Genomic DNA, 12,573 nt, shown 5'->3' with positions numbered 1-12,573 from the left:
ATGCGAGTGTTAACCCGGTTGGCAGCGATCACGGCCGCCACGGTGACCGCCCTGTCGGCGGCCGTCGCCACGCCCGCCACCGCCGCGACCGAGCTGGTGGTCAACGGCACCTTCAGCAGCGGCACCACGCCATGGTGGAACTCTTCCAACACCTCCATGGCGGTGGACACCGGGCGGCTGCGTGTCAACGTGACCGGTGGCACGGCCAACCCGTGGGACGCCATGGTGGCCCAGAACAACATCACGCTGACCAGCGGCAAGGCCTACACGCTGTCGTTCGACGCCGCCGCCTCCGCCTCGGTCAGCGCGGTCACCACCGTGCAACTGGCCGACAGCCCGTACACCAACACCCTGACGCAGACGATCGCGCTCACCACGACGAGCAAGCGCTTCAGCTTCCCCTTCACCTCCAGCCTGAGCACGGCGGCCGGACAGGTGTCGTTCCAGCTCGGCAAGAACGTCGCCCACACCGTCTACCTCGACAACGTCTCCCTCACCGAGACGACGTCGGGGTCCGGGCCGATCGGCATGACGAGCGGCTTCTACGTCGACCCCGACTCCAACCCCGCGGTCTGGGTACGCAACAACTCCGGCGACTCCCGGGCGGCCCGCATCCAGTCCTCGATCGGCTCCAAGCCGATGGCCCGGTGGTTCGGCAACTGGAGCGGCGACATCGCCGCCGCCGTCTCCGGCTTCGTGGGCGCGGCCGACAGCGCCGACAAACTGCCGGTCCTGGTCGCCTACAACATTCCCGGCCGTGACGCGTGCGGCGGTCACTCCGGTGGCGGCGCCGGCACCGAAGCGGCGTACAAGACGTGGATCTCCGCGTTCGCCTCCGGCATCGGCAACCGCCCCGCGGTCGTCGTCATCGAGCCCGACTCCCTCGGCGACTTCGACTGCATGAGCGAGACGGCCCGCCAGGAACGCATTCGCATGCTGACCTACGCCACCGAACAGTTCCGCGACAAGGCCGCCAACACCTGGGCCTACCTCGACGCGGGCAACGCCGGCTGGACGGCACCGGCCACCATGGCCTCCCGGCTGAGCAGCGTGGGCGTCGCCAACGTCCGCGGCTTCTCCGTGAACGTCTCCAACTACTACACCACCAGCCAGTCGGCCACGTACGGCAACGCGATCAACTCGGCGCTCGGCGGCACCGCCAAGTTCGTGATCGACACCAGCCGCAACGGCAACGGCTCCAACGGCGAATGGTGCAACCCCGCAGGCCGCAAACTCGGCACCACCGCGCAGACCGGCGGCGGCGCCGAGATGCTGCTGTGGGTCAAGGTTCCCGGCGACTCGGACGGCAACTGCGGCATCGCGCCGAACGTGCCCGCCGGAACGTTCAGCCCGGACCTCGCCATCCGGCTGATCGACGGCACGTGACCCGAGGCTGGTCCGCAAAGATCAGAGCCGGAGAAGCAGTGAAGCGAGAGTGATCACCTGGATGACCGAGTGCCACGGCATGACCGTCGAAGAGCTGCGCCGCCGGCGCGAGGTCGCCGACGAGCCGGGCACTCGGTGCATCCGTTGATCCCGCTGTTGCTGCGGGTGCCCTGCGGCACCCGCAGCAACCTCCTACCTCCACCGGCCCGGGCCGGCAGGCGAACCTCACACCGGGCGCTTGGCGCCCGATTCGCCATCGGCCAGCACCATGGCGCACTGCGGCGGGCGGACCACGTTCGTGTTCGCGGACGACGCGGCGTTCGCACTGGCCGGGGTGGTGCACAGCGCCAGCAGGGCGACCAGAGCGGTTGCCGACGCGGCGGTACGGCGAGTCCAGGTACGGGTCTGCATGCGCATCTCCAGTCGGCCGGTGATCTCGACGCTACTGCACCCCAGCATCGGCGCTGGATCCCCGCCCGTCCACCCCCAGAATGGCGAATGGCCACGGTTCGGGCTCATTGCGTTGGCCGGCAAGCCCTGGCGCAAGCGGCTGGGACGGGCCACACGGGTGCGGTCCGATGCCGTGCTCGATGAAGAGCACGCCGTCCGTCACGGTCCGGTGCCGATCACCAAGGCGGCGCCGTCCGCTCTGAGGTCGCTGGCCGCGGCGAGCCCGCCTGGACCCAGCCGGGCCACCTGGACATGGCCCGCGTCGTCATGGAGCGCCGGCAGTTCGGCGAGCGCGAGTCCGAGGTCGCGGGCCGTGGTCGCCAGGGCGTCCGCGTCGGGCGCGCCGGGTTCGAGCACCAGGGTCGGGTCGTCAAGGCCCAGGTCGCGTGAGCCGATCACCCAGCGGGGGCGGGCCAGGAGCGCGGACAGGTCAGCTGCGCCCGCCACGTCGCCGGCCACCTGCGCCAGGATCCAGGGCTGCGCCCGGCCTCCCTGACAGCCGAGCGCCACCACGTTCTCGGTGCCGGTGGCGAGAACGGGGCAGAGCGTGTGCGGCGGCCGGGCTCCCGGGCGCGCCACGCCGGGATGGCCCGGCACCAGGCTGAAGGCTGAGCCGCGGTTGTGCAGGACCACTCCGGTGGACGGTTCGAGCAGGCCGGATCCGAAGCTCTGGAACACGCTCTGGATCAGCGTGACCGCGCTGCCGTCCGCGGCCACGGCGGTGATCGCCACGGTGTCCCCGGCGGGTTTCGGCCCGGGGGGCAGGTGGTCCACGGTGCGTTCCGTGCGCAGCAGCAGGCCGTCCACGTCGATCGGGCCCATCCTCGGGTCGCCGAGCAGCGCGTCCCTGCGCGACTCGGCCGTCCGTGCCGTCGCGAGCAGGGTCTGCCCACGCCGCCCGGCCGGGTGCGAATCCGTCGCGGTGAGTACGGCGAGCAGGGAGACGCCCTGGCTCGGGGGCGGGGCCGCCCACCAGGTCAGGCCGTCGGCCTCGCACCGCAGCGGCTCGCACGTCTCGGCCCGGTGGGCGGCGAAGTCGCTCGCCCGCAGCGGGGAGCCCAGCTTGCGCAAGCCTGCGACCAGGCGCTTCGCCACCTCGCCGGTGTAGAACGAGCGCCAGTCCGCGGCCACCGCCTCCAGGGTCGCGGCCAGGGCGGGCTGGCGGAGAGTGGCGCCGGTCGGTAGCGGGTCGCCATCCGGGCCGAGCAGGAGTCCGGCCAGCCCCGGGTCGGCTCTGACGACGTCGAGCCTGGCCCGGATGGCTCTGGCCAGGCCGTCGCTCAACGCCACGCCGTCTCGGGCGAGCGCCACCGCAGGTGCCAGTATCCGGTCGAGAGGCAGCCGGCCGCCGAGGTTCGCCAGCGCCGCCCAACCGGCGACGACCCCGGGAACGGTCACGGTCAGCGGGCCGCCCGGCGGCATTCGCGGCGATGCGGCGCGCAGTGCCGCCACGTCGATCGCCTGGGCCGCGGCGCCCACCGACAGCACGGCCCGTACCTCGCCGTCCGCGGTGCGTGTCAACGCGACCAGATCGCCGCCTGCCGAGCATTGGTGGGGGTAGGCGACGGTCAGTGCCGCCGCCGCGGCGAGCGCCGCGTCCACCGCCCCGCCCCCGGCCGCGACGACCTCCCGCGCCGCCGCCACGCCCGCCCGATGCGGCGCCGCGATGGCGATCCCATCACCCACCTGATTCGGCGTGACGTCCGGACTCTTCCGGCCGGCCCGCATGCCCGCCCATTCCGCGCCGCTTGACGCCATCCCGGTCAGCTCCGGTCGATCAGGATCGCGCGGGCGAACGATCCGTCCGCGCCCACCAGCTTCGCCGGCAGGCACACCAGCTCGTACGTCCCCGCCTCCACCCGGTCGAGGTCCGCGTTCTCCAGGATCAGCACCCCGGCCTCCAGCAAGGCGTGGTGGGCGTCCCAGGTGTCGGTACGGTGATGGCTCTCGATGGTCAGGTAGTCGATGCCGATCAGCTCCACCCCCCGATCGACCAGCCAGCCTGCCGCCTCCGGAGACAGGCCCACCCAGTGCGGCGCCCGCTCGGTCTCCTTCAGCGGCCCCGCCGAATTGGCCGTCTTCAGCAGCACCCGGCGCTGCTCGGCCACGCCCGCCGCCTCCAGATGGGCGATCTCGACGTCGCCCTGCACATGTGTCAGGTCCACGACCAGAGCCGGGCCGACCAGGGTCTGCAGCGAGACCTCGTCGATGGGGGTGGCGCCGTCAACGAAATGTGCGGGCGCGTCCACGTGCGTGCCGGTGTGGGCGCCGAGGCGCCAGCGGGTGACGTTCGAGGCGTCGCCGTTGGCCAGGGACTCCACCACCTCGACCTCGGGTTTGCGGCCCCAGTGCAGCATCTGAGGGTGAATGGGCAGGGTGATGTCGTAGATCTTCACTTCGTGTCTCCCGGTCGGTGAGCGGGGTCGGGCCAGGGCTCGCGTACGGCGGCGGCGACGGCTCGTGCGGTCGTCAGCACGCAACGGCCGAACTCCGCCGCCCCGTGTTCCGCGTTCGCCTCGGCCACGTCGCGGCCCCAGACCCCGGTCTCGCTGACCTGGTCCATCCGGTAGTCCCAGAAGGAGTCCACGTCGACGTGGGAGGTCACCCGGTCCATCCGGACCAGTTCGGGATGCAGGTGCAGCATGACGGAGGTCTCGAAGTAGTTGGCGTGCATCAAGGCCCGGCCGTACCGGACATGCCCGTCCACCTCCGGACCGGGATACATGGTGACGTACCCGAGTGCTCTGACCCGAGAGTCGCGGTGCCGCACGCGTAGCTTCTCGGCGGACACGTCGAGCGAGCCGTTGTTCCAGATGTGGCCGTTGAGCAGCACGAACTGGCGGACACCCGAGGCGTGCAGCGAGTCGATGACGTCCTCCACGACGGCGATGAGCGTCTCGGGGCGCAGCGCGACCGTTCCGGCGAAGTCGCCGTGCGAGGCGGACACGCCGAAGGCGAGCGGCGGTACGACGGGCACGCCCGTCAGGGCCGAGACGCCGAGCGCGACCGCCTGGCAGATCAGCGTGTCGACGGCGAGCGGCAGGTGCGGGCCGTGCTGCTCGGTCGCGCCGACCGGGATGATCACCGCGTCCAGCCCGGCGGCGGTGTCCCCCGCCTCCGGCCAGGTCAGCTCCTCCCAGAGCAGCGGGCGGCCGGTGCCGCCGAGTTCGGCGGCGAGTGCGGGGACATCCAGGTCGGTGGGCGGTACGGTCATGTGCTTCCTCTCCTCCGGGATCACCATGCGCGGCGGCTCTTCTCCGGCAGCAGGTCCAGCGCGCGCATCGCGGTCACGGTCTCTCCCGCCGTGATCCAGACGGTGGCGTCCGGGCTGTAGTCGCTGATCAGCTCCCTGCACACGCCGCACGGGGCGATGATCCTGAACTGTTCCGCGGGCTTGATCTGCACGGACACGACGCTCTCCACCAGCAGGGGCGCGTCCGGGGCGAGCGCGCCCCGAGCCGTGCCCAGGGCCACGCCCTCCGCGCAGATCGAGCTACGCCGGCAGGAGCCCTCGACGTGCACGCCCGTGTGGACGGCGCCGTCCACGGTGCGCAGCGCCGTGGCCACCTCGTGCCTGCCGTGCTTCCACACCCGGGCGAGCAGTCGTTGCGCCACCTCCAGCAACTCCACGTCCCGCGGGGCCATGGTGGCGGGCGAGATCACGGACCGCACCCGGCCGACGCTCATGGCGCCAGGGGCCACCGGCCGCGCCGGGTCGCCGCTCACGTGCCGAGTCCCAGCAGCCTGGCCATGTTGCCGCCCTCCACCAGCGCCCGGTCCTTCTCGTCCGGGATCGCCTTGGCGATCTTCATGCGTTCCAGGTCGAAGTCGGAGCCCGGCCACTCGCTGCCCATCAGGATCTGCTCCGGCCCCAGCCGGGCGTATGCCCGCTTCACGTCGCTCATCAACGTGGCCGAGGTCTCCAGGTAGACATGCGACCGGCGCTCCGCGACGATGATCGCCTCCGGTACGTTCCACACCGCGCCCATGTGGGCGATGATCGTCGGCACGCCGGGGTGGTCGCGGGCGATCTCCTCGATGGCCAGCGGCGCGCAGAAGGCGTCGTCCAGAGCGTTGATCAGCACGATCAGGCCGCGCCGCGCGCACGCCTCGAACACCGGGTCCAGCAGCCCGTGGTCGGCGACGTGGTAGCCGTGCAGGCTCGGGTGCAGCTTGAGACCGGGCAGCCCGGCGTCGGCGATCCTGTCGATCTCGTCGAGAACGTCGTCGGCCTGGGGCAGCACCTGGCCGAAGCCGAACAGGCGGTCCGGGTGCGCCCTGGTCAGGCTGATGATGAAGTCGTTCTCGACGCGCTGGGCGAGCGAGCAGACCATGGCCATGTCGACACCGGCCGCGTCCATCCTGTCGAGGATCCGCCGCGGGTCGAAGGGCACGTGCGGCGGCGGCGCCTCGCCGGGGCGCGCACCGGTCAGGTAGTCGGACCTGCCGCGCACGTCCTGCGTGGTGTTGTACGCGTCAATGATCAACTGTCAGCCTCCTTCACCAGGTGGCAGCGGACGCTGCGCCCCGGTTCGATCTCACGCAATTCCGGCCTGCTCGTACGGCATCGCTCCACGACGTCCCGGCAGCGGGTGCTGAACAGGCAGCCGCGTGGCGGGTTCGCCGGGTCCGGCAGATCCCCGTCGAGCACAATCCGTTCCCGCCGGCCACTGGCGCGCAGGGTCGGCACGGACGACAGCAGGGCCTGGCTGTAGGGATGCGCGGGGGCGGCGAAGAAGTCGTCCCGGGCGGCGATCTCGATGATCTGCCCCAGGTACATGACCGCGACCCGGTCGGCGATGTGCCGGACCACGCCCAGGTCGTGGGAGATGAACAGCATCGTCAGACCGCGGTCGCGGACGAGGTCCGACAGCAGGTTGACGACCTGCGCCTGGATCGACACGTCCAGCGCCGAGACCGGCTCGTCGGCCACCACGAACTGCGGGGAGGAGGCCAGGGCGCGGGCGATGCCGATCCGCTGCCGCTGGCCGCCGGAGAACTCGCCGGGCCTGCGCAGCCCCGCCTCCTTTCCCAGGCCGACCAGGTCGAGCAGTTCGCCGGCCGCGACAGCCGCCTCGGCGCGGGTCGCGCCACGGGCCCGCAGCAACGGCTCGGCGACGATGTCGGCGACCCGCCGGCGCGGGTTCAGCGAGCCGAACGGGTCCTGGAACACCATCTGCAGGTCGGCCCTGATCCGCCGGAAAGCCCGTCCGCGCAGCCGGGTGATGTCCAACCCGAGGAACTCGATTCGTCCCGCGGCCGGTTCGAGGGCCCGCAGCAGCGCCCGCCCGAGTGTGGACTTGCCGCAGCCGGACTCGCCGACCAGACCCAGCGTCTCTCCCTCGAAGATCTCCAGGTCGACGTCCCTGAGCGCCCGGACCTTCCCGCCGGACCGCCCCGGGTACTCCACGCGCAGTCCCTCGGCCCGGATGAGCGGCACTGTCATGATCGGCACTGTCATGATCGGCTCCCCTCGACACGCGAAGCCGCCCGTGCCGGCTCGTCCAGCACGCAGGCGTCCAGATGGCCGGGGCCGCCGTAACGCCGCGTCAGGGCGGGCCGCGTGGCGCACGCGTCGTGCGCGAACGCGCACCTCGGTGCGAAGGCGCAGCCGACCGGCCGGTCGATCCCGGTCAGCGGGCTGCCGGGAATGGCGGGCAGCCGCGCGGCGATCGGCCCGTCGATCGGCGGCACCGAGGCCAGCAGCCCCATCGTGTACGGGTGCTGCGGAGCGAACAGCACCTCCTGGCGGGTTCCCTGCTCGACGATCCCGCCCGCGTACATCACCGCGACCCGGTCGGCGATCTCGGCGACCACGCCCAGGTCGTGGGTGATGATGATGATCGACGTCCCGTGGTGGGCGCGCAGCCGTCCGAGCACCCGCAGGACCTGCGCCTGGATCGTGACGTCCAGCGCGGTCGTGGGCTCGTCGGCGATGAGCACGGCCGGGTCGTTGGCCAGCCCCATCGCGATCATCACCCGCTGCCGCATGCCGCCGGAGAGCTGGTGCGGGTAGGCCCTGGCGCTCTCGCGCGGACCGGCGATGCCGACCTCACCGAGCAGCTCGACCGACCGGTCCCAGGCCGCCGCGCGCGAGACGTCGCGGTGCGTCCGGATCATCTCGGCGACCTGCGCGCCCGCCCGGTGCAGCGGGTTCAGGGCGGCGAGCGCGTCCTGGAAGACCACCGCGATCTCCTTTCCGCGTACCAGGCGCAGCTCGGATTCGGGCGCCTCGACGAGGTTCCTGCCGCCGAAGGACACCTCGCCGCTGATGTGCGTGCGCGGGCCGCGGTTGAGCCCCACCAGGCTCATCGACAGCGCCGACTTGCCCGAGCCCGACTCGCCCACCAGCGCGAGGATCTCCCCTCGGCCCAGCGTCAGGTCCACCCCGGCGACGGCGGGCAGCCTGCCGCCCGGCACGTCGAACTCGACGCGCAGGCCGCGCACCTCCAGTACGGGATCACTCACGATGTCACTGTGGCGGCGGCCGTGGTGATCATGGTGGCCACCCGCTCCGGATGGACGAGCGTCGTGTAGTGGCTGCCCGGCACGCGTTCCAGGGTCGCGCCCATCCGTTCCGCCATGTCGGCCTGGATCTCCGGACGCAGCGTACGGTCCTGCTCGGCGAGCAGGTACCAGCTCGGCAGCGTCCGCCAGGCGGGTATGCCGGTCGCCTGCTTGAAGATCAGATCCTCGGCGGCGCGGCCCTCGGCCTGGACGACGGCGCGCTGCTCCGGCGACAGGTCCCAGCCGATCTCCGCCCAGAACGCCGCGTCCGGCTCGGACTTCCAGTCGCCGCCGGCGCCACGGCGCATGTACTTGGAGATCTCCGCGGGCTCGTACCGCTCCACGATCTCGGTCACCGACTCACCCTCGTCGGGGGCGAAGGCCGCGATGTAGACCAGGCCGCGTGCCCGCGGGTGCCGGCCGACGTTGGTGATGACAGCGCCGCCGTAGGAGTGGCCGACCAGCAGGACCGGCCCTGTTGTGTCCTCGACCGCCGCGAGGGTGTTGGCGACGTCGTCCTCCAGCGAGGTCATCGGATTGGTCACCGTGACCACGTCATGGCCCTGTGCGGTCAGCAGCGGGGCCACCGCGGACCACGTGGTCGGGCGGCCGCCGGCGCCATGCACCAAAATGATCTCCAAGGGTCATCCTTTCCTCAGACGCGGGTCCAGGACCAGGTAGAACAGGTCCACCGCGACGTTGACCAGAGTGAAGAGCAGGGCGATGGCCAGCGCGGCGCCCTGGACGACCGGGTAGTCGCGCTGCAGCACGCCGTCCACGAGCAGGCTCCCGACCCCGGGATAGGAGAAGACGGTCTCGGTGATGACCGAGCCGCCGAGCAGCGAGCCGAACTGCAGGCCCAGCACGGTCACGATGGGCAGCCAGGAGTTGCGCAGCACGTGCCGCCGCACCACGGCGCCCTCGGCCAGGCCCTTCATCCGCGCGGTCCGGACGAATTCGTCACCGAGGACCTCCAGCACCGAGGCCCGCACGATCCGGGTGATGAACCCGGCCATCGACAGGGCCAGCGTGGTCGCCGGCAGGATCAGGTGCTGCAGCCATGGCCCCACCAGCTCGGGGCGGTCCTGCAAGATCGCGTCGAGCAGCACGAAGTTCGTGGTCGGGCGGTAGTCCAGCGCGTTCGGCAGCCGGCCGATGACCGGCAGCCAGCGCAGCCACACCCCGAACACCACGACGCCGAGCACGCCCAGCGCGAACCACGGCAGCGAGAAGCTCACCGTCGCCACCGTCCTGACCGAGGTGTCGATCCAGGTGCCTCTGCGCAGCGCCGCGACCACGCCGCTGATCACGCCCAGGAGCACCGCGATGGCCATCGCCGCCAGGGTCAGTTCGATGGTGGCCGGCAGCGCCCCGGCCAGCAGGCCGAGAACGTCGTTCGAGCCGTAGAAGGACGAGCCGAGGTCGAGCCGCGCCAGATCGCCGAGGAAGCGCAGGTACTGCGTCAGGATCGGCTGGTCGAGCCCGAGTGCCTGGCTGACGCGGGCCTCGTTCGCGGACAGCTCCGCGGCCGTCAGCGTCTGCCCGCCGCCGGCGGACAGCGCGGTCGCGGGAGAGCCCGGTAGCAGCCGCATCGCCAGGAACACCGCCGTGCTCAGCGCGAGCAGGACCACCGGTACGGCCAGCAGCCTGCGCGCCACCAGGGCGGCGGGCCCCGATCCCCGCATCACACGAGCCCGTCGCGCAGGTCGTCACCGGCGAAGTTGCAGGCGACGACGAGCACCAGGGTGAGCGCGGCGGGCAGCACGACCAGCCGCGGCGCGGTGAACAGGAACTCCTGCCCGGCCTGCACCATGTACCCCCAGTCCGGGGTCGGCGGCTGGATGCCCAGGCCGAGGTAGGACAGCCCGGCGGCGTACCCGGCGGCGACCGACAGGGTCATGACCACCTGTGCGAGCATCGGCCCGCCGATGTTCGGCAGGATCTCCCGCATCATGATGCGGGGCGCGCGGGTGCCGCCGAGCTTGGCGGCGACCACGTAGTCGCGGGCCGCCTCGCGCGCGCTGAGCGCCCTGGCGAGCCGGGCCAGGCCCGGCGCGAGCGACACGCCGATCGCGGTCACCAGGCTCACGGTGCCCGGACCGGCCGCGGCGACCACCAGGATGACCAGCAGGATCGACGGGAACGCCAGCGCGAAGTCGACGAACCGCATGATCACGCCCTCGGTCCGGCCGCCCGCGAACCCGGCGACCAGCCCGACCCCGGTGCCGAGCACGGCGGCCAGCGCCGTGGCGAGGAAGGCCACCGACAGCAGCGGGCGCGCCCCGTACACCAGCCTGGCCAACTCGTCGCGGCCCAGGTCGTCGGTGCCGAGCAGGTGGCCGGGCGTGCCGATCGGCAGGAGCGTCTGATTCGTCTGGCGTATCGGATCCGCGGTGACCAGTAACGGCCCGGCGACCGCGACCAGCGCCAGCGCGGCCAGCACCAGCCAGGGGATCGCGGCCGGCCAGGACCGGGCGAAGGGGCGCGCCCGCCACCGTCCGGCCAGGACGGCGGGCTCAGACACTCGACCGCTCCATGAAGCAGCGATGGTTGGACAGCGCCTTGACGTTCATGCCCTTCACCTGGGAGTTGCTGACCACGAGGTTCGTGGAATAGGCGAGCATGGACAGCACCATGTAGTCCTCGGCCCAGCGGCGCTGGATCTTTGAATAGGCGCTGGTCCGCTCGGGGCCGTCCGGCAGGTTCTTCGCGTCGAACAGCTCGCCGGCGAGCGTGTCCGCGCCGTCCAGGGTGTCCAGCCCCGACAACGTGCTGCCGTACAGTCCGGCCGGGTTGGCCATCGAGCCGACCATGTTGTCCGGGTCGGGAATGTAGGAGTTGCGCTCCCAGATCATCAGCTCGTGGAACTCGTCGTTCTTGTCCACCAGGCGGCTGAAGTACGTCGACGGGTCCACCGAGTCGGTCTTCACCTTCAGCCCGATGTCGGTGAGATTCTGTGCGATGATCTGCGCGGCTTTGGGATGCCAGCTGTCGCTGGCGGCCATCAGCCCCACTTCGCGTCCCACCGCGCCGGCCTCCTCCAGGAGCCGCTTGGCCGCCGCGGTGTCGTGCGCGCTGAGGTCGGCCAGGCCGGTGTCGTGGCTGGTCTGGGAGGGCGGGATGGCGTAGCCCACGGGTTCGGCGGCGACGCCGAAGAACGCCTGCGCCACGATCGCGGCGCGGTCGATGGCCAGGTTGATGGCCTTGCGCACCTTCACCTCGGGGATGCGCCGCGCGTCGATCAGCAGGATCGCGTCGAAGCCGAGCGGGGTGTTCTGGACGGTGACGGAGTCGTCCTGCTTCATCTGGCTTACCGCCGAGTACGGCGTGAACTGGGTCGCCGACAGGTCACCGCTGAGCAGCGAGCTGACGATGGTCGACGGATCCTGGACCTGGCGCAGCACCAGCCGGTCGATGGGCGGCTTGCCCAGCCGGAAGCCGTCGAAGGACTCCAGCGTGATGGACTGCCCGGCGGTCGCCGCCGAGTACTTGAAGGGGCCGGTGCCCACGAGGTTCTTGCCGATGTCGGCGCCGTACTTGGCGAGTGCGGCCTTGGAGATGATCCGCCCGCCGATGTCGGACAGCCGGGCGAGCACGGTGCGGTCCGGCTTCTTCAGCACCAGCTTGACCGTGCCCTCGTCCACGGCGGTCAGGGCGGCGACGTTCGCGCCGAGGCTGGCCAGCGGGCGGGTGGCGCCCTTCGGCAGGGTCTTGTCCTTCGGGTCGAACTGGCGGTTGAGGCTCGCCAGCACGTCGGCGGAGGTGAGGGTGGTGCCGTCGTGGAAGGTCACGCCCTTGCGCAGCACGAAGGTGTAGGTGAGCTCGTCCTCGGAGACCTTCCAGCTCTCGGCCAGGTCGGGGGTGGGCTCGTTGGTCTCGAAGGAGATGAAGGTGAGGCCGCGGCAGATGCAGTCCACGGCCATCCAGTCGCCGAGCGAGGTGTAGAACGCGGGGTCGATGACCGCGCTGGTGGCGTCGATGCCCAGCGTGAGCGTGCCGCCCGCGGCGCCGGTCGGCTGCCCCGCCGCGTCCTTGTTCTCCGCGGCGATGCCGCAGGCGCTGAGCAATCCGGTCAGGCCGAAACCGACGCCCACGCCGAGCAGTCCCGCGCCGCGTAGCAGCGTGCGGCGCGACACCTGCCGCTCGTCGAGGTCTGGCCGGGACATTGTGTTCTGCGACTGATCCGGCATGGGGGGTCTCCTCGATTCCGCCGCGCGGCCTAGATGGATC

General features: G+C 71.5%; 13 protein-coding genes. 1 reads left to right on the top strand and 12 read right to left on the bottom strand.

Features of this window, described 5'->3' with window-relative positions; all coding sequences use genetic code 11:
- Nucleotides 1–1,386: a glycoside hydrolase family 6 protein gene (locus ACIBQ1_RS33955; RefSeq protein ID WP_397283391.1), complete on the top strand. Its 1,386-nt coding sequence runs from the start codon at nt 1–3 to the stop codon at nt 1,384–1,386.
- Nucleotides 1,387–1,611: 225 nt separating this feature from the next.
- Here ACIBQ1_RS33955 and ACIBQ1_RS33950 read toward each other — a convergent pair whose 3' ends face one another.
- The 12 genes from ACIBQ1_RS33950 to ACIBQ1_RS33895 all read right to left on the bottom strand — a co-directional run bounded on the left by ACIBQ1_RS33950 (nt 1,612) and on the right by ACIBQ1_RS33895 (nt 12,533).
- A complete protein-coding gene (locus tag ACIBQ1_RS33950; RefSeq protein WP_397283390.1) occupies nt 1,612–1,845 on the bottom strand; it encodes a hypothetical protein in 234 nt (77 codons plus the stop codon).
- Between the two features lie 150 nt (nt 1,846–1,995).
- A complete protein-coding gene (locus ACIBQ1_RS33945) occupies nt 1,996–3,522 on the bottom strand; it encodes a gamma-glutamyltransferase (RefSeq protein ID WP_397283389.1) in 1,527 nt (508 codons plus the stop codon).
- A 77-nt stretch (nt 3,523–3,599) separates the two neighbouring features.
- The gene (locus ACIBQ1_RS33940) at nt 3,600–4,232 is read right to left on the bottom strand and encodes a cyclase family protein (protein WP_397283388.1); all 633 of its coding nucleotides are present in this window, start codon (nt 4,230–4,232) and stop codon (nt 3,600–3,602) included.
- Entirely contained in the window at nt 4,229–5,050 is an 822-nt protein-coding gene (locus tag ACIBQ1_RS33935) for a creatininase family protein (RefSeq protein ID WP_397283387.1), read from the bottom strand. The genes ACIBQ1_RS33940 and ACIBQ1_RS33935 overlap by 4 nt, the downstream gene beginning before the upstream one ends.
- Before the next feature lie 20 nt (nt 5,051–5,070).
- On the bottom strand, nt 5,071–5,562 hold the full coding sequence (locus ACIBQ1_RS33930; RefSeq protein ID WP_397283386.1) for a hypothetical protein: 492 nt from the start codon (nt 5,560–5,562) through the stop codon (nt 5,071–5,073).
- Nucleotides 5,559–6,323, bottom strand: a complete 765-nt coding sequence (locus ACIBQ1_RS33925) for an amidohydrolase family protein (protein WP_397283385.1) — start codon at nt 6,321–6,323, stop codon at nt 5,559–5,561. The genes ACIBQ1_RS33930 and ACIBQ1_RS33925 overlap by 4 nt, the downstream gene beginning before the upstream one ends.
- Nucleotides 6,320–7,297 carry an ABC transporter ATP-binding protein gene (locus tag ACIBQ1_RS33920; protein ID WP_397283384.1) on the bottom strand — a complete coding sequence of 326 codons (978 nt, stop codon included), beginning with the start codon at nt 7,295–7,297 and terminating at the stop codon, nt 6,320–6,322. Before ACIBQ1_RS33920 ends, ACIBQ1_RS33925 begins: the two co-directional genes overlap by 4 nt.
- A complete protein-coding gene (locus ACIBQ1_RS33915) occupies nt 7,294–8,304 on the bottom strand; it encodes an ABC transporter ATP-binding protein (RefSeq protein ID WP_397283383.1) in 1,011 nt (336 codons plus the stop codon). The genes ACIBQ1_RS33920 and ACIBQ1_RS33915 overlap by 4 nt, the downstream gene beginning before the upstream one ends.
- The gene (locus tag ACIBQ1_RS33910) at nt 8,301–8,984 is read right to left on the bottom strand and encodes an alpha/beta hydrolase (protein WP_397283382.1); all 684 of its coding nucleotides are present in this window, start codon (nt 8,982–8,984) and stop codon (nt 8,301–8,303) included. Before ACIBQ1_RS33910 ends, ACIBQ1_RS33915 begins: the two co-directional genes overlap by 4 nt.
- A gap of 3 nt (nt 8,985–8,987) precedes the next feature.
- Nucleotides 8,988–10,028, bottom strand: coding sequence for an ABC transporter permease (locus ACIBQ1_RS33905; protein ID WP_397283381.1), 1,041 nt, complete (start codon nt 10,026–10,028; stop codon nt 8,988–8,990).
- A complete protein-coding gene (locus ACIBQ1_RS33900) occupies nt 10,028–10,867 on the bottom strand; it encodes an ABC transporter permease (RefSeq protein ID WP_397283380.1) in 840 nt (279 codons plus the stop codon). The genes ACIBQ1_RS33905 and ACIBQ1_RS33900 overlap by 1 nt, the downstream gene beginning before the upstream one ends.
- Nucleotides 10,860–12,533 (bottom strand): ABC transporter substrate-binding protein, encoded by a 1,674-nt coding sequence (locus ACIBQ1_RS33895; RefSeq protein WP_397283379.1) that lies wholly within the window; start codon nt 12,531–12,533, stop codon nt 10,860–10,862. Before ACIBQ1_RS33895 ends, ACIBQ1_RS33900 begins: the two co-directional genes overlap by 8 nt.
- Nucleotides 12,534–12,573: the final 40 nt, after the last annotated feature.

Source organism: Nonomuraea sp. NPDC050153 (assembly GCF_044460125.1).
GTDB lineage: Bacteria > Actinomycetota > Actinomycetes > Streptosporangiales > Streptosporangiaceae > Nonomuraea.
The sequence above is the reverse complement of the archived record's forward strand: the minus strand, read 5'-3'. Positions and strand labels throughout refer to the sequence as shown.